Here is a 19,053-nt window from a genome sequence, read left to right as displayed (position 1 = left end):
AGGTCTGCCCCGTCATCAGACTGAGAAGGACCCCCATCATGAAACTTGCATTCGCAACCCTGGGCGCAAGCCTGTTCGCCGTCACCGCCCATGCCGGCGGCTATGTCGCCCCCGTGGTCGAGCCCGCCCCCGCACCCGTCGTCGCCCCCGTCGCGGCACCCGTGTCCGACTGGACCGGCTTCTATGCCGGTCTGCAGTACGGCCAGGGCGATGCCGACCTGAGCGACGCCGACTCGCTGGACTTCGATGCCTACGGCGTCCACGGCGGCTACAACCGCGATTTCGGCCAGTTCGTCCTGGGCGGCGAGCTGGACTACAACCGCATCGACCTGGACGAGGCCGGCGAAGGCGACCTGGTCCGGCTGCGCGGCCGCGCGGGCTATGACCTGGGCCGCTTCATGCCCTACGTCTCTCTGGGCGCTGCGCACGTCGAAACGGACGACCTGTCCGAAACCGCCTTCACCTATGGCATCGGCGCCGACTTCAAGGTCACCGAGCGCATGACCCTGGGCGCGGAATACACCCGCCAGGACTTCGACGACGTCAACGACGTGTCGGGTTTCGACATCGATTCCGACATGGTGCAGGTGCGCGCCTCGTTCCGGTTCTGATCGAAACGGTCCGAATGCGAAAGGCGGCCCCCGCGGGGGCCGCCTTTTTCATTGCCGCAACAGGTGCGATCAGCGTGTGAACTTCTTGTACTTCACGCGCTTGGGGTTCACCGAATCAGGGCCCAGGCGGCGGATCTTGTCCTCCTCGTAGGCCTCGAAGTTGCCTTCGAACCATTCGACATGCGCGTCGCCCTCGAACGCCAGGATGTGCGTGCACAGACGGTCCAGGAAGAAGCGGTCGTGGCTGATGATCACCGCGCAGCCCGCGAAATCGTCCAGCGCCGCCTCCAGCGCCTGCAGCGTCTCGACGTCCAGGTCGTTGGTCGGTTCGTCCAGCAGCAGCACGTTGCCGCCCGACTTCAGCAGCTTGGCCATGTGCACGCGGTTGCGTTCGCCGCCCGACAGGGTGCCGACCTTCTTCTGCTGGTCGCTGCCCTTGAAGTTGAAGGCGCTGCAATAGGCGCGGCTGTTCATCGTCGCGTCGCCCAGGGCGATCAGCTCGGCGCCGCCGCTGATCTCCTCCCAGACGTTGTGGTTGTCGCCCAGCGCGTCGCGCGACTGGTCGACATAGGACAGCTGCACCGTCTCGCCCAGGGTGATCGTGCCCTCGTCGGGCTGCTCCTGGCCGGTCAGCATGCGGAACAGCGTCGACTTGCCCGCGCCGTTCGGACCGATCACGCCGACGATGCCGCCGGGCGGGATGGTGAAGTCCAGGTTCTCAATCAGCAGCTTGTCACCCATCGCCTTCTTCAGGCCGATGACCTCGATCACCTTGCCGCCCAGGCGCTCGCCGTTCGGGATGATGATCTGGGCGCTGGTGATGCGCTCCTTCTCGGTCTTGTTGGCCATCTCGTTATAGGCGTTGACGCGGGCCTTCTGCTTGGCCTGACGGGCCTTGGCGCCGGCGCGGATCCATTCCAGCTCCTTCTCAAGGACCTTCTGCTTGGACTTGTCCTCGCGGGCCTCCTGCGCCACGCGCTTGGCCTTGGCGTCCAGCCACGAGGAATAGTTCCCCTCGTGCGGGATGCCGCGGCCGCGCTCCAGCTCCAGGATCCAGGTCGTGATGTCGTCCAGGAAATAGCGGTCGTGGGTGACGATCAGGATCGTGCCCTTGTACTCGATCAGGTGCTTTTGCAGCCAGGCGATGGTCTCGGCGTCCAGGTGGTTGGTCGGTTCGTCCAGCAGCAGCATGTCCGGCGCCTCAAGCAGCAGCTTGCACAGCGCGACCCGGCGGCGTTCGCCGCCCGACAGGGTGCTGACATCGGCGTCGTCGGGCGGGCAGCGCAGGGCCTCCATCGCGACATCGACCTGGCTGTCCAGGTCCCACAGGTTCTCGGCGTCGATCTGGTCCTGCAGGGCGGACATCTCCTCGGCGGTCTCGTCCGAGTAGTTCATCGCCAGCTCGTTATAGCGGTCCAGCTTGGCCTGCTTGGCCGCGACCCCCAGCATGACGTTGCCGCGCACGTCCAGGCTTTCGTCCAGATGCGGCTCCTGCGGCAGATAACCGACGGTCGCACCCTTGGCGGCCCAGGCCTCGCCGGTGAAATCCTTGTCGATGCCGGCCATCACGCGCATCAGGCTGGATTTGCCCGATCCGTTGACGCCGACGACGCCGATCTTGACGCCCGGAAGGAAGTTCAGCTTGATGTTCTCAAACACCTTCTTGCCGCCGGGATAGGTCTTGGACACGCCGTCCATGTGGTAGACGAACTGATAGGACGCCATCGGAAACTCCTGTGAATTTGCCGCTTTGTAAGGGAAACGGGCGTCCGATGGAAGATCAGCGCACCTCGTCCACGAAATCGCCGCCCATGATGTCGCGAAGCGCGTCCATCTGGGGGGCCAGGCGCGCCTCCAGCGCGGCGATGGCCGCGGGGGGCGGCATCGGGCCGTCGGGATTGGCGAACACCTTCTGCGTCAGGTTGGCGTAGAAGCAGGGGCCCAGCCCCAGATGCGCCTCGACCGCGTCCATCACCCGGTGCGGCGCGCGCGCGATCCGACCGAAGGGCAGGACCAGCATGTCGGGATAGCGCCGAAGCCAGCGCGGCAGATAGGCGGCATAGTCGCCCCGTTCGTCCAGGACCGGGTTCGCGACCTCGGCCAGCCAGTCGGCCTCGGTCACAGGCACGCGCTTTTCCCGGCGCAGGTTCATGCGCAGCTGCGATATGGCGCGATCGACGGGGTGGCGGATCAGATAGATCACGCGCGCCTTGGGCAGCAGGTCGCGGACCGCCTGCACCCCCTCGTCCGGCAGGCCGGAATATTCCGGGGTGAAGTCCATCGGCATCGCGTGTTCGGGCGCGGGGGCGAAGACGCGCTTGTACCACTGGTTGTGGAACATCTTGCCGCTGGTGATGGCCGTCAGATAGGCGTCCAGCTCGGGCTGCAGCTCGACCTTGCGCACCTTGTGGCGGTCGCGGATCTCCTGCGGCTTGTTGCGGTAATGCCAGGCGATCCAGCGGCGGTGTTCGGGGATGTGCAGATGGTTGAAATACTGCACCTCCTTGAAGGGCGGGATCCAGACCTGCGGATGCTGGCCCAGCATCTGGGCCAGCCAGCTGGTCCCGGCCTTCTGCGCACCGATGCACAGCGCGCCGGGCTTGCGGGGCTGGCCCTGGGGATCGAAGGCCGGGCTGATCGTCAGCGTGGTGACCAGGCGCGACAGGGCGTCAGCGCTCAAGTGTTCCCCAAAGGTCATAATCGTCCGCCTCGTCCACCGTCACGGTCACAATATCGCCCGGCGACAGGGCGTCAAACCCCTCGTCGATGAACAGGTTTCCGTCGATCTCGGGGGCGTCGGCCTTGGTGCGGCAGGTGGCGCCACGCTCGTCGACCTCGTCGACGATCACCTGGATGCGCTGGCCGACTTTGGCCTCCAGCTTGGCGGCGCTGATGGCCTGGGCCTTTTCCATGAATCGCGCAAAGCGGTCCTGCTTGACCGCGTCGGGCACGTGGTCGGGCAGGTCGTTGGCCCGCGCGCCCTTGACGTTTTCGTACTGGAACGCGCCGACGCGGTCCAGCTGCGCCTCGTCCAGCCAGTCCAGCAGGGTCTGGAACTCTGCCTCGGTCTCTCCGGGATAGCCCACGATGAAGGTCGAGCGCAGGGTGATGTCGGGGCAGATGTCGCGCCAGGCGGCGATCTCGTCCAGGGTCTTGGCCGCCGCCGCCGGGCGCGCCATGCGGCGCAGGACGTCGGGGTGGGCGTGCTGGAACGGGATGTCCAGATAGGGCAGGACCAAGCCATCCGCCATCAGCGGGATCAGGTCGCGCACATGCGGATAGGGATAGACGTAATGCAGCCGCACCCAGGCCCCAAGGCTGCCCAGATCGCGCGCCAGATCGGTGATGTGGGCGCGGTGCCCCCGGTCGGTCGCGTGCTTCAGGTCCAGCCCATAGGCGCTGGTGTCCTGGCTGATGACCAGCAGTTCCCGCACCCCGGCCTGCACCAGGCGCTCGGCCTCGCGCACCACGGCATGGGCCGGGCGGCTGACCAGACGGCCGCGCATGTCGGGGATGATGCAGAACTTGCACTTGTGATTGCAGCCTTCCGAGATCTTCAGATAGCTGTAATGGCGCGGCGTCAGGCTGACCCCGCTGGCGGGCAGCAGGTCGATGAACGGATCGGGCTGCGGCGGCACGGCGGCATGGACCGCGTCCAGCACCTGTTCGTATTGATGCGGACCGGTCACGGCCAGCACCTTGGGATGCGCACCGGTGATGTAATCCGGTTCCGCCCCCAGGCAGCCTGTGACGATGACGCGGCCGTTCTCGCGCAGCGCCTCGCCGATGGCATCCAGGCTTTCGGCCTTTGCGCTGTCCAGGAACCCGCAGGTGTTGACCACCACGGCATCCGCACCATGGTAATCGGCGCTGATCGCATAGCCTTCGGCCCGCAGACGCGTCAGGATGCGTTCGCTGTCCACCAGGGCCTTGGGGCAGCCAAGGCTGACCATGCCGATGGTCGGCTGACCGTCACGGCGGTCATCCGGGACGCGCGCACGCGCAAGGTCGGGGCGAAGTTCGGGCGGGTTCTGCTGCATCCGCCGCACATAAGCGATTCTGGATCGCGGGGAAAGTCCGTTCCGCGGTCAGCGGCGGCCCATGAAACGACGGATCATCTTGAAGATGGCAAACAGCTTGAGCAGGCGGAACATGGGCTTCTCCGATATGGGTTCGCGGGCCCAACGTCCCCCGCGGGCAACCGGTTCACGGCAATGCGCGTTCCCGATGCCCGTCGTCGCCGGAACGTGATTTCACCACAGCCCGAAAAAAGGACCAGATGTCGCCATGATGAAACCCCGCCGCCTTGCCCTGATCCTTGCCGCCGCCCTGACGGTCGCGACCCCCGCTTTGGCCCAGCAGCCGCAAGGCATCCAGCGCGCGGGAGAGTTCATCGACGTGTGGAACAACCGCGGCGGCAACGTGCTGGAGATGGTGCAGACCCGGCAGGAGCTGGCATCGTCGGGCCGCACGGTGCGCATCCGCGGATATTGCCGGTCGGCCTGCACGATCCTGACGACGATGCCCAATGCCTGCCTGGGGCCGCAGGCGCGGATCGGGTTTCACGCGCCGCGCATCCAGGGCACCCAGATCATCCCGCCCTATGTCGATCAGATCATGGGCAACTTCTATCGTGGCGGCATCCGCGAGCGGTGGTTCGGGGGCTGGAACCGCTCGATGGAGATGAAGATCATCTCGGCCCGCGAATACGTGCGCCTGGACCCGCAGGCGCGGATCTGCGGCAGCCTGCGCCCCTAGTCGCGCAGGCGCCAGCCGGTGGCAAAGATCCAGCGGATGATGGCCAGGCAGATCACGACCATGATCCCCACCGCCACCAGCGACACCCCCACCGGCACGTCGGCCAGTCCGAAGAACGACCAGCGGAACCCCGAGATCAGGTAGAGGACCGGGTTCAGCTTGGCCACGCCCTCCCAGAAGGGCGGCAGCATGCTGGCCGAATAGAAGGCGCCGCCCAGGAAGACCAGCGGCATGATGACCATCATCGGCACGATCTGCAGCTGTTCGAACGACTTGGCCCACAGCCCGATGATGAAGCCCAGCAGGCTGAAGCCGATCGACGACAGGACCAGGAAGGCCACCATCCAGAACGGGTGCAGGATGTGGACGCCGACGAAGACGAAGCTGGTCAGCAGGATCACCAGCGCGATCAGGATCGACTTGACCGCCGCCGCGCCGACGAAGCCCATCGTGACCTCGATCCAGCCGACGGGCGACACCAGGTATTCATAGATCGTGCCGCTGAACTTGGGGAAATAGATGCCGAAGCTTGCGTTGCTGACGGCCTGCTGCAGCACGGTCAGCATCATCAGGCCGGGCACGATGAAGGCCGCGTATTCGACCCCCTCGACCGACTGGATGCGCCCCCCGATGGCCGCGCCGAAGACGACGAAATACAGCACCGTGGACAGCACGGGCGATGCCAGCGACTGCCAGATGGTGCGGAAGAACCGCATCATCTCGTGGTGAAAGATGGACCAGACGCCAAACCAGTTGATGCTCATGCCGCGTCCTCGGAGACCAGGGAAAGGAAGACGTCCTCGAGGCTGGATTGCCGCGTGGACACGTCGCGCACGGTGATGCCGCGCGCGGCCAGATCGCCCAGAAGGCGCGCGATGCCGGTGCGTTCGGCCCGCGTGTCGTATTCGAAGGACAGCCGCCGCCCGTCATCCGACAGCGACAGCCCGCGCCCGGACAGATCGTCGGGGATCGCGGCCAGAGGCTGGTCCAGCTCGATCGACAGGGTCTTCTTGCCGAACTCTCCCATCAGCTCGCTGGTCGGCTTGACCAGCAGCAGGCTGCCCTTGGCGATGACGCCGATGCGGTCGGCCATCTCCTCGGCCTCCTCCAGGTAATGGGTGGTCAGGATGATCGTCACGCCCTCGCGGCGCAGATCGCCCACGACCTGCCACATCTCGCGGCGCAGGGCGACGTCGACGCCCGCCGTGGGTTCGTCCAGGAACAGCACCTTGGGCTGGTGCGACAGCGCCTTGGCGATCAGCACGCGGCGCTTCATGCCGCCCGACAGTTCCCGCGTGGCGGCGTCGCGCTTGTCCCACAGCGACAGCGACCGCAGGATGCGCTCGATATAGGCCTCGTCCGGGGGCATGCCGTACAGCCCGCGGGTGAAGCGGACGCAGTTGATGACCTTCTCGAACGGTTCCAGCGCGATTTCCTGGGGGACCAGGCCAATCAGCTTGCGCGCGGCGCGCCAGTCGGTGCGGATGTCGTGCCCGCCCACGCGGACCGTGCCGCCGGTCGGCACCACCAACCCGCAGATGATCGAGATCAGCGTGGTCTTGCCCGCCCCGTTGGGGCCCAGCAGGGCGATGATCTCTCCCTCGTCGATGGACAGGGTCACGTCGTCCAGCGCCTTGGTGCCGCTGCCATATTCCTTGGACAGGTGGTCGATGTCGATGATCGCGCCCATGCGCCTCTCCTGTAGGTGAGTTCGGGGACCGTGGCGCGCCTCGCGCACAGCTGTCCGGTCCCGCAGATAGGCCCTGCCCGCCCCGATTGCCAGTGCGGGACCGCGGATTCAGCCGTCCGACGTCCTCAGCCGCCCCCGGCTCATGTGGCGCTTTCGCCCGAAACCGGGGTTGCGAAGGACCTCGAACCCGGCATCCGACAGCGCCTGGCGGACATGGCCCGCGGCGGTATAGGTGGCGAACGTGCCCCCCGGCGCGGTATGCGCGCCCACCTCGGCCATCACGTCCGCGCCCCACATCTGCGGGTTCTTGGCCGGAGAGAACCCGTCCAGGAACCACGCATCCGCCGCGTCCCGCCACACGGGCAACGTCCGGCGCACATCGCCCAGGACCACGGTCAGCGCGACCTGTCCCACGCGGATCACCCCCTGCCCCCACCCGTCGCGCAGCTGCGCCGCCAGCGCCGACAGGTCGGGAAAGGCCGCATGCGCCTGCTCCAGCTGGGCGCGGCTCATCGGAAAGGCCTCGAAGCTGGTCATCCGCACGGGCACCGTCGCCACCTGCGCCAGCGCCAATGCGTTCAGACCGGTGCCGAACCCCGTCTCGGCCACGTGGAACCCCGGCCTCAGCCGCGCGGGCAGGTCGTTGCCTGCAAGGAAGACGTGCCGCGTCTCCTCCAGCCCGCCGCCCAGGCTGAAATAGGGGTCGTCGAACTGCTGTGACACGGGAACGCCCCCATCGCGCCAGTCCAGCGCAGGCTCGTCATCGGGGCGGGGATGGGTTAGGTCGCTCATGACGCATCTGTCGGGAAAGGACGCGGCTTTGGCAAGGGTGATCCATGTGGCGGGGGCCGGCGTCTTCGGGCTGGCCTGTGCCTGGGCGCTGATCCGGCGCGGCGCACAGGTCACCGTGTTCGAGGCCGCGACCATCGGCGCAGGATCCTCGGGCGGCCATGTGGGCGCCCTGGCCCCCCATGCGCCCGACCCCTGGAACATTAAGAAACAGCTACAGCTGGACAGCCTTCTGGCCGCGCCAGGCTTCTGGGCCAGCGTCGAACTGGCCTCCCGCCTGCCCACGGGTTACGCCCGCACCGGCCGCCTGCAACCCGTGCCCGACATGGATACCGCCGCCCGCCTGCCGGACCGCATCGCGGCCGCCGCGCGCCAGTGGCCCGCCGCCATGGGCATGGCACTGACCCGCGATCCGCACGGCCCGCTGATCCCGCCCAGCCCCATCGGCCTGTGGCTGACCGACGGGCTGACGGCCCGCCTGAACCCCCGCGCCTCCCTGCAGGCCCTGGCCGCGGCGATCCGCGCCGGGGGCGGCCAGATCCATGAACATACGCCGGCCCCCGATGGCCACATCCCCACGATCTGGGCCACGGGCACGCCGGGACTTGTGGCGCTGAACAGCGCGCTGGACCGCAAGATCGGCCAGGGGGTCAAGGGTCAGTCGCTGCTCCTCTCCCACGCCGCCCCTGACAGCCCTCAAATCTTTGCCGACGGGCTGCATATCGTGCCCCATGCGGACGGCACCACGGCCATAGGCTCGACCTCGGAAAACACCTACGACACCGTACACCCCGATCATCAGGCCCAGGACCTGCTGGCCCGCGCCGTCGCGATCTGCCCGGCGCTGGCCGATGCACCCGTCCTCGACATCTGGGCCGGCCTGCGCCCCCGCGCCCGCTCGCGCGCGCCGGTGCTGGCCCCGTGGCCCGGCCGCCCCGGCCACCTGATCGTCAATGGCGGCTTCAAGATCGGCTTCGGCATGGCCCCGCTGATCGCAGACCTGACCGCGCAGATCCTTCTGGACGACCGCCGGGACATCCCCGACCTCTTCGCCCTGCCCTGAGACTTCTCCTTTGCCCAAATACCCCGGGGGGAGTCCGGAGGACGGGGGGCCGCGCCCCCCTGCCCGCTTGCCACCCGCGCGCGCCCCGCGCACACTCCCCGCGAACCAGCCGGAGCCCGCGATGACCCGCCTCGACCATGCCTTCACCGCCATCGATGCCGCCAATGCCCAGGACCCGAACCTGGACGACGGCAAGCCTGCGAACCTCCTCTATGGCCAGCGCATGACGGCGGAACAGCAGCGCCTGTTCCCCGACGCCGATGACGTGCTGCGCATCGCCTGCCGGGGCCAGCATGTCGAACGCTGGCTGCTGCCGCGGGCCGACTATCCGATGAACCGCCCCGGCTATCTGGCCTGGCGCCAGGAACAGGGCCGTCGTCACGCCGACCGCATCGCGGGCATCATGGCCGATGCGGGATACGACACCGATGACATCGACCGCGCCCGCAGGATGCTGACCAAGCAGGGCCTCAAGCGCGACCCCGAGGTCCAGGCGCTGGAGGATGTGATCTGCTTCACCTTCATCCGCTGGTATCTGGGCGATTTCATGGCCGAACAGCCCGACCACAAGATCCCCCGCATCATCGAGAAGACCGCCCGCAAGATGTCGGCCGAGGCCCGCGCCCGCGCCCTGGCCGAATTCCCCATGCCCGAGGCGTTGGCCCAGTATTTCCATGACGCCGATCAGCCGCAGACCCTGTCGCGCGCCGTCATCGTCTCGCATGGCCAGCCCGGCGACCCCGCACCCCAGCAGGCCGCCATCGAGGCGCTGGCCGCCCAGGTCGCGGCCCACGCCCCCGGCGTCGAGGTCCTGGGCGCGACGCTCGCCGACCCCGACGCCCTGCCCCGCACCTGCCGCAGCGACTGCATCATCTATCCGATGTTCATGGCCGAGGGCTGGTTCACCGGCGTCGAACTGCCCCGCCGCCTGACCCAGGCCGGCGCACCGGGCGCGCATATCATGCGCCCCTTCGGCACCGATCCCGGCCTCGACGCGCTGGTCGTCGAAAAGGCGCGCCAGGCGGCGGACGCCCAGGGCTGGGCGCTGTCAGATACGACCCTGCTCCTCTCCGCGCATGGATCGCAGCGTGGGCAGGCCAGCCACGACATCACCATGGCGCTGGCCGCCCGCATCGCGCCGCATTTCGCCCGCGTCGTCGCGGGCTTCGTCGAACAGGAGCCCATCATCGCCGACGCCGCCCGCGGCTTGGATCGTGCCATCAGCCTGCCGATGTTCGCGCTGCGCGCGGAACATGTGCTGGACGACCTGCCGCAGGCGCTGGATCAGGCAGGCTTCACCGGCCCGCGCCTGGACCCGGTGGGCTTGGCCCCCGAAGTGCCTGCGATGATCGCAGCCTCCATCGCCAGAGAAGTTTCAAGCTTGAAATGATTTCGGACCCGTGCCAGCCTGCATCGCAGGAGGTGGCACGGGATGAAGATTCTCTGTCTGGGTGGCGGGCCTGCGGGCCTTTACTTCGCGATCTCGATGAAGCTGCGCGATCCGTCGCATGACGTCACCGTGCTGGAACGCAACGGCGCGGGCGACACCTTCGGATGGGGCGTGGTGCTGTCCGATGACGCCCTGTCGCGGCTGCAGAAGAACGACCCGCCCTCGGCCCAGGCGATCCGCGACCACTTCATCTATTGGGACGACATCGCGGTCATACGCGACGGGCACCGGCAGGTTTCGGGCGGGCACGGTTTCGCGGGCATCGGACGGCGTCAGCTGCTGATCCTGCTGCAGGAGCGGGCGCGCGAGCTGGGCGTCACCCTGCAATTCCAGACCGAGTTCCAGACCGCCGAAACTTATCGCTGCGACTATGACCTGGTCGTCGCCTGCGACGGGCTGAACAGCAAGGTCCGGGCGGAATATGCGGATGTGTTCCGCGCCGACATCGACATGCGCCGCTGCAAGTTCGTCTGGCTGGGCACGAAACAGAAATTCGACGACGCCTTCACCTTCATCTTCGAAAAGACGCCGCAGGGCTGGCTCTGGGCGCATGTCTACTCCTTCGATGCCGACACCGCGACCTTCATCGTGGAATGCGCGCAAGAGACCTGGGACGCGATGGGCTTCGAGGGCATGACCAAGGAGCAGATCGTCGAGACCTGCCGCGATGTCTTCAAGGACCATCTGGGCGGGCATGATCTGATGTCGAACGCGGCGCATCTGCGCGGCTCGGCCGTCTGGATGAACTTTCCCCGCGTCATCTGCGACCGCTGGTATCATGAGAACGTCGTGCTGATGGGCGATGCGGCGGCGACGGGGCATTTCTCGATCGGGTCCGGCACGCGGCTGGCGCTCGACAGCGCCATTGCGCTGGCCGATTACCTGCATTCCGAACCCGACCTGCCCCGCGCCTTCGAACGCTATCAAGAGGAACGGCGGGTCGAGGTGCTGCGCCTGCAATCGGCGGCCCGCAACAGCCTGGAGTGGTTCGAGGAGGTCGAGCGTTACCTGGACCTGGACCCGATCCAGTTTACCTATTCCCTGCTGACCCGCAGCCAGCGCATTGGCCATGAGAACCTGCGCCTGCGCGACCCCGATTGGGTGCGCGAGGCCGAGGACTGGTTCCAGGCCCAGGCCGGCGGCCAGCCGGGCCGCGCGCCGATCTTCGCGCCCTTCCGCCTGCGCGACATGGCGCTGAAGAACCGCATCGTCGTCTCGCCCATGGCGCAATACAAGGCGCAGGACGGCTGCCCCACCGACTGGCATCTGGTCCATTACGGCGAACGCGCCAAGGGCGGCGCGGGCCTGGTCTTCACCGAGATGACCTGTGTCAGCCCCGAAGGCCGCATCACGCCAGGCTGTCCGGGGCTCTACGCGCCCGACCATCAGGTGGCCTGGCGACGGATCACCGATTTCGTCCATGCCGAGACGGATGCGAAAATCTGCTGTCAGATCGGCCATTCGGGCCGCAAGGGCTCCACCCGCATCGGGTGGGAGGGGATGGACCAGCCGCTGGCAAATGGGAACTGGCCGATCATGGCGGCCTCCGCCCTGCCCTGGTCCGACGGCAATGCCGTGCCGCAAGAGATGACCCGCGCCGATATGGAGGCAGTGACCGCGCAATTCGTGGCCGCGACTCGCATGTCCGATGCGGCGGGCTTCGACATGATCGAGCTGCATGCGGCGCACGGCTATCTGCTGTCGGGCTTCCTGTCACCGGTATCGAACCGGCGGACGGATGATTATGGAGGCAACTTGGAGAACCGCCTGCGCTGGCCGCTGGAGGTCTTTGCCGCCATGCGCGCCGTCTGGCCCGAGGCGCGGCCCATGTCGGTGCGCATCTCGGCCACGGACTGGACCGAGGATGGCGTGACGCCCGACGAATCAGTCGCCATCGCGCAGGCCTTTCACGCGGCGGGGGCGGATATCATCGACGTGTCCGCGGGCCAGACGACGCCCGACGCGCGGCCCGTCTATGGGCGGATGTTCCAGACGCCGTTTTCCGACCGCATCCGCAACCAGGCGGGGCTGGCCACGATGGCGGTGGGCAACATCACCGATGCGGATCAAGCCAACGGCATCCTGATGGCGGGGCGCGCCGATCTGGTGGCCATCGGGCGACCGCACCTGGCCGATCCCTACTGGACGCTGCATGCGGCGACGGCGCTTGGCGATGGGGCGGACTGGCCCCTGCCCTATCACGCGGGTCGCGATCAGGCGCGCCGCCTGGCCGCAAAGCAGGCCGAGGAGATCCGCGCATGACCCGCGTCCTGATCACCGGCGGGGGCAGCGGCACAGGGGCCGACATGGCCCGCGCCTTTGCCGCGCAGGGCCATGAGGTCGTCATCACCGGCCGCGATACCGCGCGACTGGAGGCGGTGGCGGGCGGCCTGATCCGCGCCGTGCCGGGCGATGTCAGCGACGAGGATCAGGTCCGCCGCATCTTCTACGACGCCGGCCCCTGCCAGGTGGTCATCGCCAATGCCGGCATCGCCGAGGCTGCGCCCTTTGCCCGCACCACGCTGGACCAGTTCAGCCGCATCATGGCGGTCAACCTGACGGGGGTCTTCCTGACCTTTCGGCAGGCGCTGTCGCAGATGGGACCGGGGGGGCGGTTGATCGCGGTATCCTCGGCGGCGGGGCTGCGGGGGGCGGCCTATGCCTCGGCCTATGCGGCCAGCAAGCATGGGGTGATGGGGCTGGTGCGGTCGATCGCGCTGGAGGTGGCTGCAAAACAGATCACCGCCAACGCCATCTGCCCCAGCTATCTGGACACGGAGATGACCGGCCGCACGCTGGACGGGATCATGGCCAAGACCGGGCGCGACCGCGACGCGGCACTGGCCGCGCTGACCGCCCGCAACCCGCAGGGCCGCCTGATCGCGCCCGCCGAGGTGACCGGCGCGGCGCTGTGGCTGGCCTCGGACGCGGCGGCGGGGGTGAACGGCCAGGCCATCGTCCTGGACGGAGGCGAGAGCGCATGACCGACCTGTCCAAGCGGCGGCTGAAGACCTGGATCCGCCTTCTGGGCGTGACGCGGGGGGCCGAGAACCACCTGCGCGACTATCTGCGCCGCGCGCATGGCACGACCCTGCCCCGCTTTGACGTGATGGCGGCGCTTTGGCGCAGGCGCGAGGGCGTGACCATGTCCGAGCTGTCGCGCCTGCTGCTGGTGTCGAACGGCAATGCCACGGCGGTCGTCGACCGACTGGAGGCCGACGGCATGGTCCGCCGCGAGGCCGAGGATGGCGACCGACGCCGCATTCGCGTGCGCCTGACGCCCGAAGGCCTGGAGGCGTTCGAGATCATGGCCCTGGGCCATGAGGCCGAGGTCGACGCGATCCTGGGTCGATTGTCCGAAACCGATCTGGAGGCGCTGCGCGACATCCTGTCCCGCGCCGGGAGGCCCGAATGAAACCCGTCACCATGGCCAATCTGGCGCCCGAACATTTCCTGTGGGAGGTCACGGACCGCGTCGCGGTGATCCGCCTGAACCGCCCCGAACGCAAGAACCCCCTGACCTTCGACAGCTATGCCGAGCTGGGCGCCTGCTTTCGACAGCTAGCCCATGCGTCGGACGTGGATGTGGTGGTGCTGGCCTCGAATGGCGGTAATTTCTGTTCGGGCGGTGACGTGCATGAGATCATCGGCCCGCTGGTCGGCATGGAGATGCCGCAGCTTCTGGCCTTTACCCGCATGACCGGAGAGCTGGTCCGCGCGATGATCCATTGCGGCAAACCGGTGATCGCCGCGGTCGAGGGGATCTGCGTCGGCGCGGGCGCGATCATGGCCATGGCCAGCGACCTGCGGCTGGCCGCGCCTTCGGCCAAGGCCGCGTTCCTGTTCACCAAGGTGGGGCTGGCGGGCTGCGACATGGGCGCCTGCGCGATGCTGCCGCGCATCGTGGGACAGGGGCGCGCGGCGGAGCTTTTGTACACCGGCCGCGTGCTGCGCGCCGAGGAGGGCGAGCGGTGGGGGTTCTGGAACAGCCTGCATGACGACGTGTTTGCCGCCGCGATGGATCTGGCGCGGGCGATCGCGGCGGGGCCCACCTGGGCGCATGGGATCACCAAGACGCAGCTGTTGCAGGAATGGACCATGGGTCTGGACCAGGCGATCGAGGCCGAAGCGCAGGCCCAGGCCATCTGCATGACCACGCGCGATTTCGAGCGGGCCTATCGGGCCTTCGTCGCCAAGCAGACGCCGGTCTTCGAGGGCAATTGAGGGCGCCGGGGCTCTGCCCCGGACCCCGGGATATTTGGGTGAAGAAGACGATGGATCGCAGCTTTCTGGACTGGCCGTTCTTCGAGGACAGGCATCGCGCGCTGGCCCAGGGGCTGGAGGACTGGGCCCTGGGCGCGCTGCCGGTGGATCACGGCGATGTGGACGGGGCCTGCCGGGGGCTGGTGCGGGCGCTTGGCGATGGCGGGTGGCTGGCGCATTCGGGGGGCGAGGCGCTGGACGTGCGCGCGCTGTGCCTGATCCGCGAGACGCTGGCGCGCCATGACGGGTTGGCCGATTTCGCCTTTGCCATGCAGGGCCTGGGCATGGGGGCGGTGACGCTGTTCGGCAGCGGGCCTCAGCGGGCGTGGCTGGAGCGGACGCGGGCGGGCCGGGCGATTTCGGGGTTCGCGCTGACCGAGCCTGCGTCCGGGTCGGACGTCGCGCGGCTGGCGACCACGGCGCGCCGGGATGGCGACGGGTGGGTGCTGGACGGGGAGAAGACCTATATCTCCAACGGCGGGATCGCGGATGTCTATGTGATCGTCGCGCGGACCGGGGAGGCCCCGGGCGCGCGGGGGCTGTCGGCCTTCCTGCTGCCTGCGGACACGCCGGGGCTGGAGGTGGTCGGGCGCATCGACGTGATGGCCCCCCATCCGCTGGCGCATCTGCGGCTGACTGGGGTACGGCTGCCGGGGGACGCGCTGATCGGGCAGGCGGGACAGGGGTTCCGCATCGCCATGACGGTGCTGGATCATTTCCGGCCCACGGTCGGGGCCGCGGCCCTGGGCTTTGCGCGTCGCGCGCTGGACGAGGCCTTGGCCCGCGTGCGGTCGCGCCAGATCCAGGGTGCGCCGATGGCCGAGCTGCAGATGGTCCAGGGGCATCTGGCCGACATGGCGCTGAAGATCGACGCCGCCGCCCTGCTGATCTATCGCGCGGCCTGGGCAAAGGACCAGGGCGCGCCCCGCATCACGCGCGAGGCGGCGATGGCCAAGCTGTACGCCACCGAGATCGCGCAGGAGGTCATCGACCAAGCGGTGCAGCTGCATGGCGGCGACGGCGTGCGGACGGGCAGCACGGTCGAGAGCCTGTACCGCGAGATCCGCGCCCTGCGCATCTACGAGGGGGCCAGCGACGTGCAGCGCGTCGTCATCGCCCGCAGCATCCTGGAGGGCGCATGACCTATACCCGCACCATTCCCATCGAATTCTGCCACTGCGACCCGGCCGGAATCGTCTTCTATCCGCGCTATGCGGAGATGGTGAACCACATGGTGGAGAACTTCTTCCTGGAGGTCGTGGGGCATGGCTTTGGCCCGATGATGGCGGCCGGCCAGGGCATGCCCACCGTCGCGCTGGAAATGGCGTTCCGCAAGCCCGCGCGGCTTGGCGACCGGCTGGACTGGACGCTGGTGGTCGAGCATCTGGGCCGGTCCAGCGCGCGCTTCCTGGTCCGCGCCGAGGATCGGGTCGAGGCGCGGACCACGGTGGTCTGGATGGACCGCGACTTCACCCCCTCGCCCTGGCCCGACGACATGCGACAGACCCTGGAGGCGCATCATGCATGAACCCCTGCATCCGGCGACGTGGAAGCGCGCCTCGGGCTATTCCAACGGGATCATGGCGCGGGGGCGGATGATCTTTACCGGCGGGCTGGTGGGCTGGAACGCGGATCAGGTCTTTCAGACCGACGATTTCGCGGGACAGGTCCGGCAGGTGCTGGAGAACATCGTGGCGGTCCTGGCCGAGGGCGGCGCGGGGCCACAGCATCTGGTGCGGCTGACCTGGTATGTCACCGACAAGCACGAATACCTGGGCGCGCTGCGCGAGGTGGGAGCGGCCTATCGCGACGTGATCGGGCGGCATTACCCGGCCATGGCGCTGGTGCAGGTCGTGGCGCTGGTCGAGGACCGCGCCAAGGTCGAGATCGAGGCCACGGCCGTGGTGCCGGAATAGGGGGACGATCATGCTGGGACCAAGCGGGCACGAGGACAGCTTCACGCGCGACAACCTGCCCCCGCGGGAGGCCTGGCCGCGGATCGACCTGTCCGGATACGACTATCCCGACTGGCTGAACGCAGGTGCGGAACTGACCGACCGCATGGTCGATCGCGGCTTCGGCGACCGGGTCGCGCTGGTCGGCAACGGGCGGGCGCGGACCTACAAGGAGCTGTCGGACTGGACCAACCGGCTGGCCCATGCGCTGGTCGCGGATTATGGGCTGCGGCCGGGCAACCGGGTGCTGATCCGGTCGGCCAACAACCCCGCGATGGTCGCCTGCTGGCTGGCCGCGACCAAGGCGGGGGCGGTGGTCGTGAACACCATGCCCATGCTGCGCGCCAAGGAGCTGTCCCAGATCATCGACAAGGCGCAGGTGACGCATGCGCTGTGCGACACACGCCTGATGGATGAGCTGGTGGCGGCGGCCAAGGGCTCGGCCACGCTGACCACCGTGGTGGGGTTCGACGGCACCGCGAACCATGACGCAGAGCTGGACCGCGCGGCGCTGACGAAACCCGTGCGGTTCGAGGCGGTGCGGACCGGGCGGGATGACGTGGCACTGTTGGGGATGACGTCGGGTTCGACGGGCGAGCCCAAGGCCACGATGCATTTCCACCGCGACCTGCTGATCATCGCCGACGGCTATGCGCGCGAGGTTCTGGGGGTGACGCCCGACGATGTGTTCGTGGGATCGCCGCCGCTGGCGTTCACCTTCGGGCTGGGCGGGCTGGCGGTGTTCCCGCTGCGGTTCGGGGCCAGCGCGGTGCTGCTGGAGAATGCCTCGCCCCCGAACATGATCGAGATCATCGAACGCCACCGCGCCACGATCTGCGTGACCGCGCCCACGGCGTACCGGGTGATGCTGCGCGCGATGGACCAAGGGGCGGACCTGTCCAGCCTGCGCGTGGCGATCAGCGCGGGCGAAACCCTGCCCGCCCCGATCTGGCAGGACTGGCACGACCGCACCGGCAAGCCGATGCTGGACGGGATCGGCGCGACCGAGATGCTGCACATTTTCCTGACCAACCGTCTGGACGACAGCCATCCGGGCTGCACCGGGCGGCCCGTGCAGGGATACCGCGCGCGGATCGTGGACGATGCGGGACAGGAGGTGCCGCGCGGAGAGATGGGGCGGCTGGCGGTGGTCGGGCCGACCGGCTGCCGCTATCTGAACGATGCGCGGCAGGCAGAGTATGTGCAAGGCGGCTGGAACCTGACCGGCGACACCTTCTGGCAGGACGATGACGGGCGGTTCCATTTCGCGGCGCGCTGCGACGACATCATCGTGTCGTCGGGCTACAACATCGCGGGGCCGGATGTGGAGGCCGCACTGCTGGCGCACGCGGACGTGCTGGAATGCGCGGTGATCGGGGTGCCGGACCCGGAGCGCGGCCAGATCGTCGAGGCGCATGTGGTGCTGGCCCCCGGCGTCGCGCCCGACACCGCGACGGCGGAGCGGCTGCAGCGTCATGTGAAGGACGTGATCGCGCCCTTCAAATATCCCCGCCGGGTGGTCTTCTGCGCGGCCCTGCCCAAGACCCAGACCGGCAAGATCCAGCGGTTCAGGCTGAAGCAATGAGTATCGACCCTGCACAGGAAGGCGCGCGCATGTCGTTCGACGGGCGCATGTCCTATGGCGATTATCTGGGGCTGGACCGGCTACTGACATCGCAGCATCCGCTGTCGGATGCGCATGACGAGATGCTGTTCATCATCCAGCACCAGACCTCCGAATTGTGGATGAAGCTGGCCTTGCTGGAGATGGGGGCGGTGCGGGAACGGATTGCCGCGGGCGACTTGCGGCCCGCCTTCAAGATGCTGACCCGCGTGGCGCGGATCATGGAGCAGCTGAATTCGGCCTGGGACGTGCTGCGCACCATGACGCCGTCGGAATATTCGACCTTTCGCCCCGCGCTAGCCGAAAGCAGCGGGTTTCAGTCGCATCAGTACCGGATGATCGAGTTCGTCGCGGGCAACCGCAACATGGCGATGATCGCGCCCCATGCGCATCGGCCCGACCTGGCCGAGGCGCTGCGGGCGGAGGCCGCGCGGCCGTCGCTGTACGACGAGGTTCTGGGGCGGCTGAGAGCGGCGGGGTTCGACGTGGCGGCGCGCACCGCGCTGGACGCGCCCCATGCGCCGGACGCGGCGGCGCGGGCGGCCTGGGCGGCGGTGTATCGCGACCCTGTGCGGTATTGGGAGCTGTATGAACTGGCCGAGAAGCTGGTGGATTTCGAGGATTACTTCCGCCGCTGGCGATTCAACCATGTGACGACGGTGGAGCGGATCATCGGCTTCAAGCGCGGATCCGGCGGCACGTCGGGGGTGAATTATCTGCGGCGGATGCTGGACGTGGTGCTGTTCCCCGACCTGTGGGAGCTGCGGACCGAACTGTGAGCGGGGCGGACGGCCTCGCCTGACCGGCCCTGACGGGCCGGGGTCGCGGCCGTCGGTGGCGCCCGGACCTG

At 68.2% G+C, this 19,053-nt stretch carries 19 protein-coding genes; 13 read left to right on the top strand and 6 right to left on the bottom strand.

The window, feature by feature from the left end:
* Positions 1-38 precede the first annotated feature (38 nt).
* Positions 39-611 (top strand): outer membrane protein, encoded by a 573-nt coding sequence (locus LZ686_RS12800; RefSeq protein WP_046001250.1) that lies wholly within the window; start codon positions 39-41, stop codon positions 609-611.
* A 69-nt stretch (positions 612-680) separates the two neighbouring features.
* Here the strand turns inward: LZ686_RS12800 and ettA are convergent, their stop codons facing one another.
* The 3 genes from ettA to rimO are packed head-to-tail and all read right to left on the bottom strand — an operon-like array spanning position 681 to position 4,651.
* The gene (gene ettA / locus LZ686_RS12795) at positions 681-2,336 is read right to left on the bottom strand and encodes an energy-dependent translational throttle protein EttA (protein WP_045983314.1); all 1,656 of its coding nucleotides are present in this window, start codon (positions 2,334-2,336) and stop codon (positions 681-683) included.
* Positions 2,337-2,391: 55 nt separating this feature from the next.
* Positions 2,392-3,291 carry a sulfotransferase family protein gene (locus LZ686_RS12790; protein ID WP_252927706.1) on the bottom strand — a complete coding sequence of 300 codons (900 nt, stop codon included), beginning with the start codon at positions 3,289-3,291 and terminating at the stop codon, positions 2,392-2,394.
* Complete coding sequence (gene rimO, locus LZ686_RS12785) at positions 3,281-4,651, bottom strand: 30S ribosomal protein S12 methylthiotransferase RimO (RefSeq protein ID WP_349548050.1); 1,371 nt, start codon at positions 4,649-4,651, stop codon at positions 3,281-3,283. The genes LZ686_RS12790 and rimO overlap by 11 nt, the downstream gene beginning before the upstream one ends.
* Positions 4,652-4,898: 247 nt before the next feature.
* Here rimO and LZ686_RS12780 point away from each other — a divergent pair, with 247 nt between their 5' ends.
* Positions 4,899-5,369 carry a hypothetical protein gene (locus LZ686_RS12780; RefSeq protein WP_239441348.1) on the top strand — a complete coding sequence of 157 codons (471 nt, stop codon included), beginning with the start codon at positions 4,899-4,901 and terminating at the stop codon, positions 5,367-5,369.
* Here LZ686_RS12780 and LZ686_RS12775 read toward each other — a convergent pair.
* The 3 genes from LZ686_RS12775 to mnmC2 form a co-directional block, all read right to left on the bottom strand.
* Complete coding sequence (locus tag LZ686_RS12775; RefSeq protein WP_045983333.1) at positions 5,366-6,127, bottom strand: ABC transporter permease; 762 nt, start codon at positions 6,125-6,127, stop codon at positions 5,366-5,368. The two genes, LZ686_RS12780 and LZ686_RS12775, sit on opposite strands and share 4 nt — an antisense overlap.
* Positions 6,128-6,129: 2 nt before the next feature.
* Complete coding sequence (locus LZ686_RS12770) at positions 6,130-7,059, bottom strand: ABC transporter ATP-binding protein (protein WP_045983316.1); 930 nt, start codon at positions 7,057-7,059, stop codon at positions 6,130-6,132.
* A 108-nt stretch (positions 7,060-7,167) separates the two neighbouring features.
* Positions 7,168-7,851: a tRNA (5-methylaminomethyl-2-thiouridine)(34)-methyltransferase MnmC2 gene (gene mnmC2, locus LZ686_RS12765; protein ID WP_349548049.1), complete on the bottom strand. Its 684-nt coding sequence runs from the start codon at positions 7,849-7,851 to the stop codon at positions 7,168-7,170.
* A gap of 28 nt (positions 7,852-7,879) precedes the next feature.
* Between mnmC2 and LZ686_RS12760 the strand changes: the two genes are divergently transcribed.
* The 11 genes from LZ686_RS12760 (at position 7,880) to LZ686_RS12705 (ending at position 18,982) form a co-directional block, all read left to right on the top strand.
* Entirely contained in the window at positions 7,880-8,911 is a 1,032-nt protein-coding gene (locus LZ686_RS12760) for an NAD(P)/FAD-dependent oxidoreductase (RefSeq protein WP_349548048.1), read from the top strand.
* 121 nt (positions 8,912-9,032) lie between these two features.
* Positions 9,033-10,301 carry a DUF4202 family protein gene (locus LZ686_RS18840; RefSeq protein WP_502922010.1) on the top strand — a complete coding sequence of 423 codons (1,269 nt, stop codon included), beginning with the start codon at positions 9,033-9,035 and terminating at the stop codon, positions 10,299-10,301.
* Between the two features lie 42 nt (positions 10,302-10,343).
* Positions 10,344-12,623: a bifunctional salicylyl-CoA 5-hydroxylase/oxidoreductase gene (locus LZ686_RS12745; RefSeq protein WP_349548047.1), complete on the top strand. Its 2,280-nt coding sequence runs from the start codon at positions 10,344-10,346 to the stop codon at positions 12,621-12,623.
* Positions 12,620-13,345: an SDR family NAD(P)-dependent oxidoreductase gene (locus LZ686_RS12740; protein ID WP_349548046.1), complete on the top strand. Its 726-nt coding sequence runs from the start codon at positions 12,620-12,622 to the stop codon at positions 13,343-13,345. The genes LZ686_RS12745 and LZ686_RS12740 overlap by 4 nt, the downstream gene beginning before the upstream one ends.
* Positions 13,342-13,776, top strand: a complete 435-nt coding sequence (locus LZ686_RS12735; RefSeq protein ID WP_349548045.1) for a MarR family winged helix-turn-helix transcriptional regulator — start codon at positions 13,342-13,344, stop codon at positions 13,774-13,776. The genes LZ686_RS12740 and LZ686_RS12735 overlap by 4 nt, the downstream gene beginning before the upstream one ends.
* On the top strand, positions 13,773-14,585 hold the full coding sequence (locus LZ686_RS12730; protein WP_349548044.1) for an enoyl-CoA hydratase family protein: 813 nt from the start codon (positions 13,773-13,775) through the stop codon (positions 14,583-14,585). Before LZ686_RS12735 ends, LZ686_RS12730 begins: the two co-directional genes overlap by 4 nt.
* A 50-nt stretch (positions 14,586-14,635) precedes the next feature.
* On the top strand, positions 14,636-15,766 hold the full coding sequence (locus LZ686_RS12725; protein WP_347919145.1) for an acyl-CoA dehydrogenase family protein: 1,131 nt from the start codon (positions 14,636-14,638) through the stop codon (positions 15,764-15,766).
* Positions 15,763-16,152 carry an acyl-CoA thioesterase gene (locus tag LZ686_RS12720; protein ID WP_349548043.1) on the top strand — a complete coding sequence of 130 codons (390 nt, stop codon included), beginning with the start codon at positions 15,763-15,765 and terminating at the stop codon, positions 16,150-16,152. Before LZ686_RS12725 ends, LZ686_RS12720 begins: the two co-directional genes overlap by 4 nt.
* Entirely contained in the window at positions 16,145-16,540 is a 396-nt protein-coding gene (locus LZ686_RS12715; protein WP_349548042.1) for a RidA family protein, read from the top strand. Before LZ686_RS12720 ends, LZ686_RS12715 begins: the two co-directional genes overlap by 8 nt.
* A 10-nt stretch (positions 16,541-16,550) precedes the next feature.
* Positions 16,551-18,164 (top strand): benzoate-CoA ligase family protein, encoded by a 1,614-nt coding sequence (locus LZ686_RS12710; RefSeq protein WP_349548041.1) that lies wholly within the window; start codon positions 16,551-16,553, stop codon positions 18,162-18,164.
* Complete coding sequence (locus tag LZ686_RS12705) at positions 18,161-18,982, top strand: tryptophan 2,3-dioxygenase (protein WP_349548040.1); 822 nt, start codon at positions 18,161-18,163, stop codon at positions 18,980-18,982. The genes LZ686_RS12710 and LZ686_RS12705 overlap by 4 nt, the downstream gene beginning before the upstream one ends.
* The last annotated feature ends 71 nt before the right edge of the window (positions 18,983-19,053 follow it).

This window comes from Paracoccus sp. NFXS7, assembly GCF_040148865.1.
In the GTDB taxonomy this organism is placed as follows: domain Bacteria; phylum Pseudomonadota; class Alphaproteobacteria; order Rhodobacterales; family Rhodobacteraceae; genus Paracoccus; species Paracoccus marcusii.
The sequence above is the reverse complement of the archived record's forward strand: the minus strand, read 5'-3'. Positions and strand labels throughout refer to the sequence as shown.